Below are 18,215 nucleotides of genomic sequence, written 5' to 3'. Positions count from 1 at the left end.
TTAGAAATTAGCTGAGGAGTGATTATAATGGTTATGTTAAAAAGAAAAATATTAGGAAGCGCTTTTCTTTCAACAGCTCTAATCTTAGGAGCATGTGGGGATAAAGAAGAGGTAAGCGATCCCCCAACTGCTGATGCGGTTGAAAGTGAATTTGGGTTTACCTCTTTTGACCTCGATATCGATACTGCAGAACAACGTGATGCTGTTGAAGCTTCTTTTGAAGTAGATGCCACTGGAGTAGAAGCAGAATATGTAAACTCTTTAGATTCTAAGAAACTACATGGAGATGAAGCATATGAGTTTCTTAAGCCTATTTTTACTGATCTTGCCTTAACGAAGGACATGGAGAAGGAAGAAGTAATGGAAAAAGTTTTAACAGCTTTTGGAATAAGTGAATATACAGAGTTTGACCTAGAGGTACAATATGAAGATGGTCAAGAAATAGAGTATAAGGATCTAAAGAAATAAAAGACGGTTTGTGAAATAAAACAAAAAAATTACAGCCAAAAGGTATCGTTAGGAAAGTCCTAGCGATACCTTTTCTTATTTTTGAAAACCTAGTTGATTTAAATATTATTAAGAAGAGTTTATGTCAATTATTACAAATCGATTAAAAGGATGATAAATAGGTTAGTGATGTGAAAGAGGGGGTATTCATCTAATAACACAAACCACCACATAAATTAAAAGGGAGGCTTTACAAATGAATTTAAATTCTAATAGAAGAATTGAAATTGCTCGAACAGAAGAAGAGATGTATGAAAAACTAGAGGCGTTACAAAAACAAGGTTTTGAAGAAAGTGATATTCACGTTATATCTTCAGAAAGCAGTGATTTGAATGCATTAAGTCGCCATTCAGAAGTGTCGACACATGAAGCTGGAACTTTCATGGATAAGTTTAAATCTTGGTTTACAGGAGAATCTGCTATCGTAGAAGGCTTAAAAAAGTTAGATTTAAACGAGGAAGAAGCAGAACAATATGCAAGAGAAGTGTCTTCAGGAAGTATAGTATTATATACTGACTCCGACACTCTTGACGAAGGTTATTTAAATAACGCTGCTGACTCTGAAGTTGCAGCAACAACAGAGTATACTGATACTATTGGAACTGATGTTGTGCAAAACCGTTTCACGGAGGGAGAGGCACCTATATCCGACTATGCAAAGGAAAGTGGATTTACTCCTTCGACTAATGAAGTAGTTAACAAAACTGATGGACGGTTGGATGAACAACAGGATAAGTTTGCGAGGGGAGAAACTTTTGCGACTGATCCTCTACTAGCAAGAGATGAAAATCATTTTGGGCATACTATGCAAGAAGACGAATTGGTCCAAAATAAGCGTCCTACCATTGATGAAAGTGTAACAATGGAAGAAAAAACATATGGGGCACATTCTCCAGGTGCCGATCCGAACTTGGGGCCAGCGGCATTTAGTGATGATGAGGTTGAAATTGATGAGGAAGAAAGAAGAATCAATAAACAACAACGCGAAGAAGAGCTGGAACGTCAGCAAAAATTAGATGAAACTTCTCCTATAAATCGATTATATTAATAAGTATTTTCGAAGTACCCCTCTATTATTAGAGGGGTTTTTGAGTTTAGTAAGGATTACTTACATAATTTCAGAAATATAATTTAATCATAATGTATGAATTATAGATGGCAGATTGCCGCTTTCGGCGGTCGCTTTCCGTGGGGTGAGCGATAAGCCATCACCGTCGCTAGCGCGTCGTATGTAATGTCTTATCTTTCTCACTGATCCCACAGGAGTCGCCGCCTGTCGCTTCAATCAAATATGGTGTAGTAATGAGAAAGTAGCGCGGAGAAATTATCACGGAGAAATTATCACAAGAATAAATTGTATCGTTATTAGAGCTATCCTATTAATAAATTTATAGGAAAAGCTTGAACAATAAATAACTGATTTCCGCTTTCGGCGGTCGCTTTCTGTGGGGTGAGCGATAAGCCATCACCGTCGCTAGCGCGTCGTTTGTGTTGTCTTACCTTTCTCACTGATCCCACCGGAGTCGCCGCCTGTCGCTTCAATCTCATGTATTGTGATGTATGGTGAAATAAAATGATTTAAATTTACTCGAAAATCTTGTCAGGGTAACCTAAGTGTTTGCGCTTCTCTTAATTATTATTAGTATGAGATAATAGAAGTATTCAAGATATTTGAGGTGGTATAAATGGATTTTGTTGCGATAGATTTTGAAACTGCAAATAGTCTACGATCTAGTGTTTGCTCAGTAGGGGTTGTGGTTGTAAAGAATGGCAAAATACATGAAGAAGTACAAACGCTTATCAATCCACTTAGTGAGTTTCACTATTTTAATACAAGAGTACATGGAATAACAGAAAATATGGTGCAAGATGCTCCAACATTTGAAGAGTTTTGGCCGCAGCTTAAGCCTTATATAGACAAACAAATGATCATAGCCCATAATGCAAGCTTTGATATAGGAGTATTAAAGGACTCCGTGAGCAGATGCTATGAAACTCAACCAGAATACCAATATTCTTGTTCCTATAGAATTGCAAAGAAAGTATGGCCTGATTTGTATAATCATAAATTATCCACAGTGGCAAACTACTTAAGTATAAGTTTAAAGCATCATGATGCTTTAGAGGATGCCAGAGCTGCAGCTTTGATTGTATTAGAAGCTATGAAAAAAACAAGAACCAGTTCTATTAATGAACTGTCTCATTTGCATAAGATTAAAATTGGAGATTCCGTGACACTTAAAAAACCAAATTCTCGTGCAAAGAAAAGTATAGAGGACAAGCCCTTAACCTATATTGAGACTCAAATAAATGAACCGAATCCCCGACATCCATTTTACGGAGCGCATATTGTCTTCACAGGAAAAATGGACTCTATGACAAGGTCTAGCGCAGCCCAATATGCAGTTGACCGTGGTGCTATTTGCAAAGGTGCTGTTGATGTAGATACTAACTTTTTAATAGTAGGTGATCAAGCACTGACTAAATACGTAGAAGGAGTGAAGAGTTCAAAAATGCTAAAAGCAGAGGCGCTAATCCAAAAAGGAATTCCTTTAGAAATCGTAGGAGAGCAAGATTTTTTAAAATTGGTTAGACATTAAAATAAAAAAGAGCGATGGATAATTAGTTGATTATCTATCGCTCTTTTTGGCATTCGTCTGCAGATTCCTTATGCCAAAAAATAAATTCTAATAGGTATTTTATAACAAAAGAAGAAGAGAATGTTTAGAATGCACTAAATCAGTGTAAACGATAATAAAGTATAAATTTTAGGAGGGAAGAGAAACTAAAAAATATGGAGAGGAGCTTGAACATAATGGACAATTCGATATCTTATGGGGACGATTATAAATACATTCCAACTACATCGGTTGGCAGTGGGGTAGGACTAGAAATTTTGTCAGATGTCTATTGCTACACAGTTCAAATAGTAAATATTTGTTTGGTAGGCAAGCCAGGTTCGGATGATTTTGTATTAGTAGATGCTGGAATGCCTCATTCGGCTGAGAAGATAATCGGGGTAGTGGAGGAGAGATTTGGGGAGCGTAAAAAACCTAAGGCTATCATTTTAACCCATGGTCACTTCGATCATGTAGGAGCGATAAAAGAATTGATAGAAAAATGGAATATACCTGTCTACGCACATCAATTGGAATTACCATTTTTAACGGGGAAAGAGGATTATCCAGAACCGGATCCAACGGTTGAAGGCGGGATGGTGGCAAAAATGTCATCTATGTTTCCTAACGAAGCAATAGATTTGGGGAGTCATGTAATAGCATTGCCAGAGGATGGCTCTGTTCCTTTTTTGCCTAGTTTTAAATGGTATCATACACCAGGACATTCACCAGGACATATTTCTCTATTTCGTAAGGAAGATGGGCTTCTTATAGCGGGGGATGCTTTTGTTACAGTTAAACAGGAGTATTTATACAAAGTGTTGACTCAAGAGCAAGAAATAAGTGGTCCTCCTCGTTATTTTACAACGAATTGGGAGGATGCGGAGTACTCAGTGAAGGTATTAAAATCATTAAATCCCAATACTGCTATTACAGGACATGGACTTCCAATGAGTGGAGAATTGCTTAAAAGTAATCTTCATTTACTAGTTAGCGAATTTCAACGAATTGCGAAACCTAGTTATGGAAAGTTTGTAGATAATGAATAATCGCAGAAATCCTATCAGCCCTTTGGAGAGGATAGGATTTCTTTTCATTTTCTTATAGAAAGATTAGAATATATACAATTATGTAGGAATGGGGGATGTGTATGACGTTTTCGATAATTGGTTTTGACCCAGAAACGAAAGAGTTAGGTATAGCGGTGGCTTCCAAATTTTTAAGTGTCGGTGCAGTAGTTCCTTTTGCTAAAGCAGGGGTGGGAGCAATTGCGACTCAGTCTTGGGCTAACCTGGAATATGGTAAAAGAGGATTAAGCCTTTTAAAACAAGGGCTCGAGCCAGAAGAAGTGTTAAAAGAACTTATTAAGGACGATGATAAGTCTTCTGTGCGACAAGTTGGTATTGTGAATGCGAATGGTCGAAGTATCACATTCACAGGAGAAGAATGCTTTGAATGGGCCGGTGGTGTAGCGGGTACTAACTATGCGATTCAGGGAAATATTCTAGTAGATTCAGAGACTGTAAATGAAATGGAAAAAACTTTTATAGAAACAGATGGTAGTCTAGCCGACCGGTTATTGGCGGCCCTGTGTGCAGGGGAATTAGCGGGTGGCGACAGTAGGGGCAAACAATCTGCAGCTCTCTATATTGTAAAAGAAAAAGGAAGCTACGGAGGATATACAGATAGATTCATAGACTTACGAGTAGATGACCATAGTGATCCGGTAAAGGAACTAATAAGATTGTTGAAGCTTCATCGCCTATACTTTGAGCATTCGGCAATAGAGGATATTGTAGCAATAGAAGGAGAATTAGAAGAAGAAATACAAAATTTACTGTTTGAAAATGGACACTTGGACCGAGATCTAATAGAACGTGATGACTTGTTAGACGCTGTGCAATCATATCATCTTATTGAAAATTTTGATGAGCGATTACAAGAGAGAGGATACATCGACTTAAAGGTAGTAGAATATATGAAAATTAAAAAGTAAAGAGGCAGATGGTAGTTCTATTTTGATTCTGATCATTAGTAAGAAACCTGACCAACATATATTGGTCAGGTTTCATGGTCAAGAGTAACTATTTAGTTTTGCCATTTTTAGCTTTTACTGTAACCTTAATAGAAACCGATTTATTGCTATAAGTAGCTTTAATTGTAGTGCTTCCAGCTGCTTTAGCAGTGATAACCCCTTTTTGGTCAACAGAGATTATATTTTTATCATAGCCTGTATAGGTTGCATCTGCGGTTACATCAATAGTCGAGTTTTTCTTCCCTTTATTTTTCACCATAGCAGATAGTTTAATAGTTGCTGTTTTACCAGAGTCTAATTTAATATGCTTTTTATCAACTTTTAGGTTTAAGATTTTAGGAACCCCTGGTTCTTGCTCTTGCTTCTCCAAGTCTATTTGGATTAGAACTGGATCATGGTCAGAAGCACGTCCATGGATATCCATATAGTTTGCATTGATGTGGATCATATCTACCGCTGTTTTTTCTGCTAAATTATTCGTTACTAAAATATGATCTAATACTTGATTGTTACCTTGATAATAATAAGAGAAACGTTCGCTTACTGGAACTTTCTCTACCATATTTGTTAAAATTCCACCTTTTAAAGCGGCAAGAGCAGGAGTGAATTCAAAGTCATTCATATCTCCCGCAACAATTACATTTAAGTCTGGATCTTTAGCTTGTCCTGCCTTGATGAAGTTGTTTATCATTGTTGCAAGCTCAATTCGCTCAGCCTCTGAACCCAATACAGGAGGTTGGTTTTTGCCGAATAAAGGCTGGTCTCCTCCCTTAGAATTTAAGTGAGCACCAATTACAACTACTTTTTCCCCTTGGAAATCAAATTGGGCAGCTAGTGGTTTACGAGTGTCTTCCTGAGGTAAGTCAAGGATACGTCCAGGGTTTAAGGTTAAATTTCCTTCTTCACTCCAAGCAACTGGGTCAGTTGAACCACCCTTTGTGCCTTCAGAAAGTGTCACTCTATCCGGATTGTATAGGTAGCCAACTCGTATGTTACCTCCAGGTTGTCCACCATCGCGGTTGTATTCAGGTGCTATATCAGTCCATTCATACGCTGGTCCGCCTTCTGCTATGATAGCTGCGATCAATCGTTCATAGCTCGCAGATGCATCTGAGTTATCAGAGGCTGTAGGACCATCATTGTCTTGAACCTCAACTAAAGTAATGATATCCGGTGCTTTCATATTTTCAACAAATGATCGAGCTATTTTTACTACTTTTTCATCAGGAGTGTTTTCTGCATTAGCAGAGAAATTCTCTACGTTATATGAAGCAACCGTTAGTTTTTCTTCGGTAGGAACAATATCCGTCACCGTCACTGGTTTTTCAATGCGTGTAATTGGAGGGAGTGATTCCTCTTCTGCCCATAACTTAAAGTTTCCAAAACCAAACCCCAAGATTCCAATGATGTCTTCCGTAAAATAATCACCTGATTTAGCATCGTAGTTATCATTATCAATAAGAACTGTAATTCGTTCTGGATTATAATCATTAGCAGAAATATTAATTCCGCCTAAAACATTAAATGTAGTATTAGCCGAGTTACCTGCCACCACCACAATTTCGCCATAATCCTGCGGCCCTACAACTTTAGCATTTGGTACGGCTAATCGCATTAATTCAACAGATTCCCAAAAATCAATTCCATCCTCTAATGCATCGAAGGAAGTCAGGCCATCATTATCAATGATTTCAGTAGGTGGGTTAATATCATCACCAATTACTAGTGGTGCTGGCAATTCTGCAGTTCCTATTTTACTCGTTTCTGAAGCTCTAATTCTTGTGATGGGTAGGTCGTTTGTTTTCATATCGGAATAGCCATCGTAATACCATTCCTCTACTGTACCCGCAACTGTTACTAAATCTCCAACCTTTAATCCATTATTTGCTTTATTTACGATAATAGCTTCAGATGTATGATTATTATCATCTGGATTTATGTCTTGAATAACAAAGTTTGCTGAATTGTATAGATGAGTGACTACGCCTGTAATATTTTGTACTATCGTACCTTCATAATCAGAGAAGTGTCCTTGTCCTTGAATATCACGGATAGAAAGGTTCTCTGTTTTTAAGATATTGTACGTAAATATAAAGACTTCTGATGTAATATCGCCTATTGCAACAGCTTTAATTGTTGTGTCTTTTGTTAATGTGATAGGCTCAACATATTTTTTACTTGAAGCAGTTGGGGGAGAGCCATCTAATGTGTAATAGATACTAGCTGCTTCCCAGGGGGTTGTTAATGTAATTTTTGTTCCTTCTGAAACAGTTCCAGGGAAAATGTTTGGATATACAGCAGGCTTGTTCACTTGTTCAAAGCTTTCTAAGCCAAGTGTTTTAACTTGGAAAGTGGTATTAAAAATAGATCCAATACCGGACACATTTATTAAATCACCATTGTTGTATTGTTTAGTAAATGTCTCATAGTCTAGACCATTACGATTATCATTTCGAATAATGACTGATTCGCCATTTTCGTGTGTTGCTGTGAACTCAAACGTTCCATAATCATTAGTAGCTACTAGATTAGAAATAGTTACATTGTTTAGTAAAACTCTTTCACCCTGAGTATTTTCATTCACTCCGGCTGGCGTGATTTCTTGAACAGAGGGTAGTGGATTATCTGAAGAAAGCTTACTAATAGTTGTTGGTTGAATTTGAAGCTCTCCACTATAAGGACTTACCTTTCCTTCCAACTCAACAAGATCTCCAGGTTGTACATCTGCTGAGGAAGTGTATACATAAAGCCCACCTGTTTCGTCTTGAATATAGAAAGCTTTTCCGCCCCATAATCCTTGACCAGTTGTAACTGTCCCAGTCACACGGACAACTTTATTTTGATCTGTGATAGCTCGTGCTGCAGAAATATTTTCTAATACCTCAACCTCAGTAGGAGGGGTTTCTCCTTCAGAAATGATTGTATAAGCACTGGCACTTCTCATTCCAGGAACAGAGAAATAGGCAGACAATGTTCCTGTCACAGTAACCTTTCCTTGAAATAAGCTTGAGTTGTCTACTAAATTTAAACCTGCACGGACTGCTCCGGTAGGTAATTGCACTGGTAGAATGTTAGCAGGATTGGTTTCCTCAGGAGAGTCAGCTAAGCCTATATTTGTTGCAACTGTAAAGGGAGCTTCCTGATCATAGGAAGTCCCGGAGGAGGCAGTTCCTACTATATAGCCTTGTACTGTTGCAATCCCAGAATTGTTGCTAATCGCCTCTGCCACAGTAATGGGTTCAGCAGCCTGGGTTTCGGTCACGAAGATAAACGGGAAAACCAAAGAAGTAACTAGCAGTAAAGATAGTGTTATTTTACTAAAAGTACCTGTCCAAAAATCTTTTCTTACCATTCATTTCACTCCTTGTAATGTATTATGTTCAAAAGGAGTATAGCAGAGGAATATTAATAAATTATTTAATTTCTACAAATTTTTAGTTTTCTGGGTAAAAACAGGATAGAAGTAGGGGGGCTGTAAATATATTGAGGAAAATAGAATTACTTTAAAATGGTAAAAAAGATTCTGCAAAGAAATACTTAACTGAATAAAAAGTATTGCAATATAGTTTAAATATTTTGTATTTTAAGTGTTGTAATTGTCAGAATTTGTTGTATACTTTAAATTAAGTTAAATAACTAGGCAGAGACTATGAGATGAAAGCCTAAATGTAAGCCTTTTTGTAAAGGCTTACATTTGGTGTTCATCTTTATTTTTTTGCCGTTAACTAAAACAAAGGGGGATATACAGTGAAGAAAATGACAGGTCTAGTAGCAAGCGTATTGCTTGCGGGAAGTATTTTAGCTGGCTGTGCAGGCGATGACACTAGTGAAGGGGGAAGTGGAGGAGAACGAATAACGCTTTATTCTCCTGAAACACCTGATTTTACTAAAGAGTTGGCAGCTAAATATGAAGAAGTGCACGGTGGAAAAGTAGATGTACAATACGCTGGAACAAATGTACTTGTTAATCAAATGTTAGCAGAAAAAGATAATCCAAAAGCTGATGTATGGTATGGCGGAGGAGGAATACTACCTTTTGAAGCAGCAGTCGAGCGTGGAATTTTAGCAGAGTATATTCCAGATTTTGCAGCAGATTGGGACGTAGTCGAAGACGGCATCAAGATGAAACATGAAGACGGTAAGTATGTTGGAATTGAAATTTTCGTATTGGGATTCTCTTATAATACGGAGCTAGTGACTGAGGAAGAGGCTCCAAAAACGTGGGAAGATCTCTTAGACCCTAAATGGGAAGGGAAAATCCAGTTTCCAAATCCTGCAGCCTCTGGAACAGCAACTTTAATGGTTATGGATCAAATGATGAGAAAAGGTGAAGATGAGGCTTGGAAGTACTTTGAACAATTAGTCAAGCAGTCTAACTCCATGCCAGACTCTGGTTCAGCTCCAACAAAAGGAGTAGCAATGGGAGAAGCCCACATTGGAATTGGCTTTGACTTTATGGCGTATGAACAAAAAAGTAAGGGAGAAAGCGTAGACTTTATCGTACCTGATCAGACACCAGTTCTTGTAAATCCTGCATCACTAATTGAGGGTGGCCCAAATGCTAAAGGTGGTAAAGAATTTATAGATTTCCTTCTATCTGAGGATGCTCAACAAATCATGGCGGATTGGTATCATATACCGATTAATCCTAACGTAGAATCTAAAACACCTTTGACTTTGGAGAAGGTAAAAGAGGTAGCAGTTGATCTCGATATAGATTGGGTTAACGAAAACTATGACCGAGTAAGAAACGAGTGGAAAGATAAATTTCAATAAATAAGGGTGAATATAAATGGGATCAGTAAAAATAAGTAACATCACAAAAAAGTTTGGGGACGTTACTGCGCTTCATGATATTAACCTTGATATCAAGGAGGGCGAGTTTTTCGCTCTTCTTGGTCCTTCGGGATGTGGGAAAACGACAACAATGAGATGTATTGCCGGTTTTGAAAGTCCTACTTCAGGAAAAATTTACATAGGAGATAACGAAGTAGAGAACATTCCCGCAAACAAGCGTAATTGTGGCATGGTTTTTCAAAGCTATGCATTATTTCCTCATATGAACGTATTTGACAATGTCGCCTACAGTTTAAACATTAAAGAGTTAAACTCTAGTAATCCAGTTAAACAACTAGGTATTTATGCGCGTTTACTAAATAAAAGATTAGGAAAAACGCCAAAAGCAATTCAAGAGAAAGTTATGAAGATTCTTCAATATGTTGAGCTAGACAAATATGCAAATCGTTTAACTAGCGAGCTTTCGGGAGGTCAGCAGCAGAGGGTTGCTCTAGCTAGGGCATTAGTGATGGAACCTGCCGTTCTATTAATGGATGAGCCACTTTCTAATCTCGATCAAAAGCTTCGCCACTCTATGAGGAATACTATCAGATCTATTCAACAGGATTTAGGTATTACAACTATTTTTGTTACACATGACCAAGAAGAAGCGATGAGTATGGCTGACCGTATTGCGGTTATGGACAAAGGGGAAATCGTGCAAATTGGTACTCCGACAGATCTATATAGTAATCCATCAACACCTTTTATAGCAGACTTCGTTGGTACTTCCAATATATTGAAGGGTGAAGTTGTAGGGGATGAAAATGGCTTGCTAATTGTTAGTGGGGATGGTTTTAAATTGAAATCCTCTAATAGCACTGCTAAGAAAGACGTGGATATCATTATACGTCCAGAGCACGTGATGGTTGAGCCTGTCGATAGTATAGTAGATTCTTCTACAACGAATGTTATAGAAGGGACAGTCCTTATGTCTACATATCTAGGTTCGATTGTTCGCTATGATATTCAAGTTGGGGAATATCAATTGATCGTTGATACAACTTACTCCACCGGAGCTAATATATTTGAAGAAGGAAAAAAAGTGAAGCTAACAGTAGAGTTTGAAAGGGTGCTATTGATATGAAGAAATCATTAAAAAACTTCAGTGGATTATCAGTAGTAAAAATATTTATATACGTATTTTTTGGCCTTTTCATGATACTACCACTATTTTCGGTATTTCTTGTGAGCTTCACAGGACAGCCAATAAATATTTTGGGTTCAATAACGGATCCCACAATTTTTAGTTCAACCATTGAAAAGTTGAAAGGCTCGTCATTAGACAATTATAAAAATATATTTACAAACTCAGGCTATTTAGATGCCTTAAAAAACAGTCTATATTTGGGTTTTTTAGTAACTGTTATTGTCATTACCCTTTGCATTCCTATGGCCTATGGGATAGCACGAACTAAAATGCCCTTTAAAAAAACAATTTCCGCCTTGTGTACAATTCCACTTATCGTTCCAACTTTTATATCAGCCTACGCTTTTATCATAATGTTCGGGAGAGCAGGCTGGGTAACGGAAATTTACAACCTATTAGGCGGAGAGGGGATGCTTCTCAACCCCTACTCCATGGCAGGTGTAGTAATGGTGCAAGTGTTTTTCTTCTTCCCTTACGCGTTATGGCCATTAGTTGCGGCATTTAAAATAAGTGATATTAGTTTAGAAGAGGCTTCACAAAATTTAGGTGCAAAGAGTTGGTTCACATTTACTTTTGTGACTTTTCCATTGGCACTTCCAGGCATTATCTCGAGTGCATTATTAATTTTTACGGTGAGTTTTTCCGATTTTGGTACCCCTATTGTGCTAGCTCCGAAAGAGTTAAACCTTTTAGTAGTAGAGGCTTATCGTGAAATAGCTGGTTTCTTTAACTGGGGTGGTGCTGCGATTCTAACGGTAGTTATGGTAATTGTTGCTGCATTCTTTTTCTGGCTTCAACACTTATTTACTAAAAGTAGAAACTACGGTTCTGTTTCTGGTAAACCAAAAAAACAGAAATTAATAGAAAACAAATTATTAACAAGAGTTTTATCAGGTTACTCTTTTTTAGTAGTATTAATCCCACTTTTAGCAATGTTATCAGTAGCACTACAATCTGTGGCTACAACTTGGGGGAAAGATCTGCTGCCTAACGGTTATACACTAAATCACTATAAAACAATTTTTTCCACCTCTATGGGGAATATTCAAAACAGTATTATGCTAGCGACAGGAGCACTTGTATTAAGTGTTATCATAGCAACTTTTGTTTCTTATTTTGTAGTAAGACAAAATTCATCTAAGTTAGATTTCATGGCTTCTATACCTTTAGTTGTCCCTGGAATTGCATTCGGTATAGCTTTGATTCAAACATTTAACACAGCTCCTTTGCAATTAACTGGTACAGCTGTTTTATTAATTATTGCATATACAATTCGAAGACTACCATATATGGTCAGGTCTACTATGGGAGCGATGAGAGCGATTAAGCAAGACATTGAAGAGGCGGCTATTAATCTTGGAGCGACTCCTTTAACTGCTGCTATAACCATTGTTGGGCCGCTTATGCTACCTGGGATAGCGGCTGGATCAGTATTGGTATTTATAACCGTCATTAAAGAGGCGAGCGTATCCATATTACTTGCACCACCTGAATGGGCGCCAATGAGCTTAGCTATATTCCAAAATATACTACGTGCAGAGTATTACTCTGCTGCTGCGATGTCCATCGTTCTTATAGTACTCGTGCTCCTTTTACAAGGGGTAGCTAATTTCTTGTCAAGAAAACAACAGTTATAGTTTATTGGAGTGAAGACGTTGAATGGATATATATTTGATTTAGACGGTACAATCTACATTGATAATGAGATAATCGCAGGAGTTCCTGAAGCTATTAAAAGCTTGAAGGCAAGAGGAGATAAGGTAATCTTTCTCACAAACAAATCTATAGCGAGTAGAAAAGATTATGTAGAAAAGTTAAAGAAGTTAGATATAGAAGTAAAATTAGAGGAAGTTATTAATTCAAACTATATTACTGCTCATTATTTAAAAAAGGTTATGAAGCCAGAGGACTCCGTATATGTGATTGGAGAAGCCCCCTTATTCGAGGAGCTTAGAGGAGAAAATATAAAACTAGCGGAGTGTTCAGCTAGAGCTTCCCATGTTGTATTAGGCTGGGATAGAGATTTTACTTATGATAAGCTAAACCAAGCCTATCAAGCTTGGAAAAATGGTGCAGAAATTATAGCTACCAATCCCGATCGAACCTGTCCTGTTAGAGAGGGGGACATACCAGACTGTGGGGCAATGATAGGTGCTCTAGAAGGAACTACGGGTGAACCTATCAAGCTCATTACTGGAAAGCCCTCCTCTCTGATGGCTAATTATGTATTGAATGATGTATTACAAATGGAAGCTTCTAATTGCTATATGATAGGAGACAGATTAGAAACAGATATAAAAATGGGTAATGATGCAGGAATGCATTCAGTTTTAGTGATGACAGGGATTACAACTCTAAATATGTTAGAAAATCCTGTCCATAAACCTAAATACATTTTAGAAAGTGTACGGGATATCCTTACTTTATAGATTAAAATTCCACATTTCAGGGATTCCAGCAGAGACAGCTAAGGCACCATTTTCTAGGGCCTGATGAACCTCAGAAATGTTATCAATAAGACCTCCAGCTATTATAGGAAAAACAAGGCTCGTAGAGAGCTGGTCAATTACTTTAGGCATAATACCAGGCATTACCTCTACAGCATCTGGTCTGCAGGAGTTTACCATTTCAATTCCTTTAGTTATCGCACTTCTATCGAGCAAAAATATTCGTTGGATTGTCATTAGTCCGGCTTCTTTAGCCAACTTAACCACATGGCTCTTTGTGGTAATGATACCTGTAGGTTTCCATTGGTCTGCTACAAAGGTTAAAGCTGTTTTTGAACTAGAAATGCCATCTATGAAGTCAAGGTGGACAAAGACATATTTATTCGCTTGTTTTAGTTGACTAATGTAACCGCCTGCTGTCAGCAGGTTTCCTGTTAGCAGAAAGACAATATTTGCCTTGCTATTAATTGCTTGTTTTAAATCTTGTTCATTAGTAACGGAAGCTATTATCTGTGACTCTACCATGTCTACTAAAATCATCGTTGCTCACCTTTTCTATCTATTAGTTTTTAAACCATTGTAACATATTTACAATATTCAGAAGAAAATAATTTTGGTTAGAGAATGTAGAGAAGACCATTACAAGGCTTGCCTAGGTGCAAGTTTATTGTAATGGTCTTTTTTAATGCAAAGGAGAAAATAATGAAAAATTTTTCATATATCGAAAGAAAGAAACGACTGTCGACACTAGAGGAGAACCACTATGATGTGATAGTCATTGGTGGAGGTATTACTGGTACGGGAATTGCTTTAGACTGTGCTACGAGAGGTTTAAAAGTGTTAGTAGTAGAAATGCAGGATTTTGCTGCTGGAACTTCTAGCAGGTCAACTAAACTTGTCCATGGTGGTCTTCGCTACTTAAAACAGCTAGAGGTTAAAATGGTCGCAGATGTCGGAAAAGAAAGGGAGATTGTTTATCTTAATGCGCCCCATGTAACTCATCCAGAGTGGATGCTCTTACCTATTTATAAAAAGGGGACCTTTGGAAAATACTCAACTTCTGTTGGTCTCATGGTATATGACTTTTTAGCAGGAGTGAAAAGACATGAAAGAAGAAAAATGCTTACTCGAAATGAGACCATTGAAAAAGAGCCTTTGTTAAAGCAGGAGGATTTGGTTGGCGGAGGGTACTATGTCGAATATAGAACAGATGATGCAAGACTCACAATAGAGGTTGCCAAAAAAGCTTACGAAAAGGGAGCTGATCTCCTTAATTATGTGAAAGCCGAAAAGCTAATTTATTCGGAAAATGGGAAGATTTGTGGGATTACAGTGAATGATCTTATATCTGAATGTCAATTCGATGTTTTTGCGAAGAAAATAGTTAATGCTTCGGGGCCATGGGTAGAAAGTATAATTGGTTTAGACAAAAAAATAGCAGGAAAAAGTTTGCTGCATACAAAGGGTATTCATATAGTAATAGATCAGAAAAGATTTCCTTTAAGGCAGGCTGTCTACTTCGATACACCAGATGGAAGAATGGTATTTGCCATTCCTAGAGAAGGCAAAGCTTATGTGGGAACTACAGATACTGTCTTTGAAGAAGATTTAGTCAATCCAAGCATAGATAAGGACGATCAAAACTATTTAATTCAATGTATAGATTTTATGTTTCCTCAAACGAAACTTACAATCAATGATATTGAATCTAGCTGGGCTGGGGTTAGACCATTGATTCGAGAGGAAGGGAAGGGGCCTTCTGAAATATCGAGAAAAGACGAGATTTGGACATCTGAAACAGGTCTTATAACAATTGCAGGAGGAAAATTAACTGGTTACCGAAAGATGGCTGAAACGATTACTGATTTATTGTGTAAGGATTTACAAAAAAGCGGCATTTCGGTTGGAAATTCAATTACTAAAACCTTGAAATTATCTGGAGGTGAATTTAAAAGCCCGACAGACTATGCGAGCTACATATCAAGGAAAACAAAAGACTTAATGACTTTAGGTTTAACCAACGAAGAAGCAACCTCGCTGGCTGCAATGTATGGTACTAATACGGATAAAATTCTTAAGCTAGCGGATAATGTATTAGAGGAAACAAACTTACCGATGATTATGAAATTAACTCTCCATTATGCAATTGACCATGAGATGGCAATAACTGCAGTAGACTATTTATTAAGAAGGACAGGGAGTATATTGTTTAATATTACTATTGCTCAAAAATGGAAAATAGAGGTAATAGACTACATGGCTATAGCAATGAAATGGGATGAAAAAACAAAAGAGTTTATGTGGGCTGATTTGGAGTTAAAGCTTCATCAAGCTACAAATAACAAATAAAAGTAGGGCCTGGAAAAATACAGGTCCTAACTGTTTTTTGTAATTAATTATTGGAATACTACAATAGGATAGATTTTTACTATAGACGAGGCAGGGTCTAATGCTTCACGCTCATATTCCTCTACAACCCAGTTGATAGAAAGAAGTTGTCTTAAGGTACTTAGCTGCTGGGGGTTGAGTTCTAATAATTCTATAGTATGATTATTAATCTTATAATCTTGGTCTTCTATTTTTTCAAATTTCATCTTTAGTAAGTTTTTCAATCCGTTAATGGTAATAAATTTTACGGAGTACCCATTTTCTAATAACTCTTTAAATTGAGGTTTGTTTTGTACATACACGTTTAATAGTGTTTGATATTCATTAGAGTAGAGATCCTCCCATGAATGGCTTTCTAAATTATCTATTAGTTCCTTGTTTGATACACCATTGCTTCGTAAAACTTCCAATAGGACGGCTTCCTTCATGGTTAACTTAAAATTTTCCATTGTCTCACTCCTATGTTTGTCTTTTTATTCTATTAAGTATATCAAATCAACAGGACATAAAAACACCAGATTATTTTAGACATCTGGTGTTTTGGTTTTATTTATTTAGTTTCCACACAGAGTAATTTAAGCCTAAAGCAAACGTCACCCAACTGATGTATGGAATCATCAGAGCACCTGCAGTAGTATCTTTCTTCTGAAATTCGTATGCTGTCATAGCGATTGCACCTAACAGAATGGTCATTTCTATAAGAGCTGTTCCTCTGAGACCCCAACGGAAAAATAAGAAAGACCATAGGAAATTTAAACCTAACTGTAAGTCATAGAAGGGAATGGTGGGAGAATCGGAATCCTCCTGCTCAACTTTTTGGACGGCACGATATTTAGCTAATCCCATAATTGCGTATAAAGAAGTCCACACAATAGGGAAGACAGGAGCGGGGGGAGCAAAGGAAGGCTGCTTTAATTTTTTATACTTCTTTTGTGCATTTCTATTTGCTAACCAGCCAGTAACCGAACCTGCGATGATGGGTACTAGAATACTAATTGCTAGTTTTTTCTTGTCTAACTCTCCGTTTATTTTTAATAATTCCATTTGGTTACCTCCTTAATAATATTAGTAATATTATTCCCTGTTTTTAGGGGAATACGCTTATATTTTTTAAAATTATTAAGTTAATAGAATTGTTAGAATATGGTATGATTAGAAAATAATTAGGGGGCTGAAGTTCATGACAAGATTAAAAATATTACATACGAATGATTTACATAGTCACTTCGACAATTATAAAAAAATAGTTTCTTTAATTCGAGAGCATCGTGACGCTGATACCATTGTGTTAGACGGGGGAGATTTTGCAGACTTTAAAAGTATTGAATTGCAGGGAACAAAAGGGATTGCTGCAATTGAATTGCTAGAAGCTGCAGGCTACGATGCGATTACAATTGGTAACAACGAAATGTTCAATGGGGTAGATACATTAGAGCATATGGCTAGCAAAAGTACCATTCCTTTTATTAGTAATAATTTAATGAAAAAAGACAAAACAGCTATTAAAGGTGTTTGTAAGAGTACTCTTCTAGAGAAAAATGGATTACGTCTTCTAATTACAGGTTCTTCTCCAGATATGGGCGTGTTTAATGAGGGGCTAGGCCTTCACATGACTGATTATACTGTTGCCATTAAGGAAGAAATTCATAGAAACAAAGGTAAATATGATGTATGTATCTTGCTTAGTCATGTTGGCACTTTTGCTGACGAACCATTAGCAAATGAAATAGAGGAAATTGATATTATCATTTCGGCTCATGATCATAAACTATTCAACGAGGCAAAGTTTATTAATGAAACAATTATGAACAGTGCCGGAAACTATGGGGAATATTTAGGAATAGTCGAAATAGAAGTGTCGGATGGAAAGGTTCAGCTTATTAACTCTCAGACAATATCAACTAAGGAAATACAAGAGGATCCACAAATTGTTTCAATCTTAAAGGTAAATAAAGATAAAGCAATTAACACATTAAGTCAGCCACTATATTCTTTAGCCCTTCCTCTATGGCATGATGTAGTGGAGGAAAATCCTATTAGTAATTTAATAGCTGATGGCCTGAAGGATTTGCTTAAGGCGGATATTGGCCTTATCAACAGCGGTATTTGTAACGCTGGTATTTTCCGTGAGATGTCTAGAAAAAAACTAATTGAAGTATGTCCGTCTCCGTTGAACCCTACTCTTTTTGAGATTCAAGGGAAGAATTTAAAGTAAGCCCTTGAATCATCCCTAG

15 protein-coding genes are annotated in these 18,215 nt (G+C 37.1%); 11 read left to right on the top strand and 4 right to left on the bottom strand.

Going from position 1 to position 18,215, the window contains the following annotated elements:
• Nucleotides 1-27 precede the first annotated feature (27 nt).
• From H9650_RS08450 to H9650_RS08430, 5 genes are all read left to right on the top strand, one after another.
• Complete coding sequence (locus tag H9650_RS08450; RefSeq protein ID WP_144538548.1) at nucleotides 28-468, top strand: YusW family protein; 441 nt, start codon at nucleotides 28-30, stop codon at nucleotides 466-468.
• 235 nt (nucleotides 469-703) lie between these two features.
• Nucleotides 704-1,555, top strand: a complete 852-nt coding sequence (locus H9650_RS08445) for a general stress protein (RefSeq protein WP_191696997.1) — start codon at nucleotides 704-706, stop codon at nucleotides 1,553-1,555.
• 637 nt (nucleotides 1,556-2,192) lie between these two features.
• Nucleotides 2,193-3,107: an exonuclease domain-containing protein gene (locus tag H9650_RS08440; RefSeq protein WP_191696996.1), complete on the top strand. Its 915-nt coding sequence runs from the start codon at nucleotides 2,193-2,195 to the stop codon at nucleotides 3,105-3,107.
• A gap of 215 nt (nucleotides 3,108-3,322) precedes the next feature.
• Nucleotides 3,323-4,174 (top strand): MBL fold metallo-hydrolase, encoded by an 852-nt coding sequence (locus H9650_RS08435; RefSeq protein ID WP_191696995.1) that lies wholly within the window; start codon nucleotides 3,323-3,325, stop codon nucleotides 4,172-4,174.
• Between the two features lie 101 nt (nucleotides 4,175-4,275).
• The gene (locus H9650_RS08430) at nucleotides 4,276-5,121 is read left to right on the top strand and encodes a DUF1028 domain-containing protein (RefSeq protein ID WP_144538552.1); all 846 of its coding nucleotides are present in this window, start codon (nucleotides 4,276-4,278) and stop codon (nucleotides 5,119-5,121) included.
• Between the two features lie 88 nt (nucleotides 5,122-5,209).
• Here the strand turns inward: H9650_RS08430 and H9650_RS08425 are convergent, their stop codons facing one another.
• On the bottom strand, nucleotides 5,210-8,512 hold the full coding sequence (locus tag H9650_RS08425; protein WP_191696994.1) for a DUF6359 domain-containing protein: 3,303 nt from the start codon (nucleotides 8,510-8,512) through the stop codon (nucleotides 5,210-5,212).
• Between the two features lie 404 nt (nucleotides 8,513-8,916).
• Between H9650_RS08425 and H9650_RS08420 the strand changes: the two genes are divergently transcribed.
• Genes H9650_RS08420 through H9650_RS08405 form a run of 4 tightly spaced genes read left to right on the top strand, consistent with a single transcriptional unit; the run spans nucleotide 8,917 to nucleotide 13,575 of the window.
• Nucleotides 8,917-9,936, top strand: coding sequence for an ABC transporter substrate-binding protein (locus H9650_RS08420; RefSeq protein WP_144538592.1), 1,020 nt, complete (start codon nucleotides 8,917-8,919; stop codon nucleotides 9,934-9,936).
• Between the two features lie 16 nt (nucleotides 9,937-9,952).
• Complete coding sequence (locus H9650_RS08415) at nucleotides 9,953-11,083, top strand: ABC transporter ATP-binding protein (RefSeq protein ID WP_151111489.1); 1,131 nt, start codon at nucleotides 9,953-9,955, stop codon at nucleotides 11,081-11,083.
• Nucleotides 11,080-12,783 carry an ABC transporter permease gene (locus H9650_RS08410; RefSeq protein WP_151111487.1) on the top strand — a complete coding sequence of 568 codons (1,704 nt, stop codon included), beginning with the start codon at nucleotides 11,080-11,082 and terminating at the stop codon, nucleotides 12,781-12,783. The genes H9650_RS08415 and H9650_RS08410 overlap by 4 nt, the downstream gene beginning before the upstream one ends.
• Before the next feature lie 9 nt (nucleotides 12,784-12,792).
• Entirely contained in the window at nucleotides 12,793-13,575 is a 783-nt protein-coding gene (locus H9650_RS08405; RefSeq protein ID WP_313955893.1) for an HAD-IIA family hydrolase, read from the top strand.
• Here the strand turns inward: H9650_RS08405 and H9650_RS08400 are convergent.
• Complete coding sequence (locus H9650_RS08400) at nucleotides 13,570-14,133, bottom strand: glycerol-3-phosphate responsive antiterminator (protein ID WP_144538557.1); 564 nt, start codon at nucleotides 14,131-14,133, stop codon at nucleotides 13,570-13,572. The two genes, H9650_RS08405 and H9650_RS08400, sit on opposite strands and share 6 nt — an antisense overlap.
• Before the next feature lie 162 nt (nucleotides 14,134-14,295).
• Here H9650_RS08400 and H9650_RS08395 point away from each other — a divergent pair, with 162 nt between their 5' ends.
• The gene (locus H9650_RS08395) at nucleotides 14,296-15,942 is read left to right on the top strand and encodes a glycerol-3-phosphate dehydrogenase/oxidase (RefSeq protein ID WP_191696993.1); all 1,647 of its coding nucleotides are present in this window, start codon (nucleotides 14,296-14,298) and stop codon (nucleotides 15,940-15,942) included.
• A 47-nt stretch (nucleotides 15,943-15,989) separates the two neighbouring features.
• Here the strand turns inward: H9650_RS08395 and H9650_RS08390 are convergent, their stop codons facing one another.
• Nucleotides 15,990-16,430: a hypothetical protein gene (locus H9650_RS08390; protein WP_191696992.1), complete on the bottom strand. Its 441-nt coding sequence runs from the start codon at nucleotides 16,428-16,430 to the stop codon at nucleotides 15,990-15,992.
• A gap of 97 nt (nucleotides 16,431-16,527) precedes the next feature.
• Complete coding sequence (locus tag H9650_RS08385; protein ID WP_191696991.1) at nucleotides 16,528-17,025, bottom strand: TspO/MBR family protein; 498 nt, start codon at nucleotides 17,023-17,025, stop codon at nucleotides 16,528-16,530.
• 136 nt (nucleotides 17,026-17,161) lie between these two features.
• On the opposite strand from H9650_RS08385, the gene H9650_RS08380 reads away from it, so the two are divergent.
• Nucleotides 17,162-18,196, top strand: coding sequence for a bifunctional metallophosphatase/5'-nucleotidase (locus H9650_RS08380; RefSeq protein WP_225215982.1), 1,035 nt, complete (start codon nucleotides 17,162-17,164; stop codon nucleotides 18,194-18,196).
• Nucleotides 18,197-18,215 lie beyond the last annotated feature (19 nt).

This window comes from Psychrobacillus faecigallinarum (assembly GCF_014836595.1).
Classification (GTDB): Bacteria; Bacillota; Bacilli; order Bacillales_A; family Planococcaceae; genus Psychrobacillus; species Psychrobacillus faecigallinarum.
This window is presented reverse-complemented; position numbering and strand designations above follow the sequence as displayed.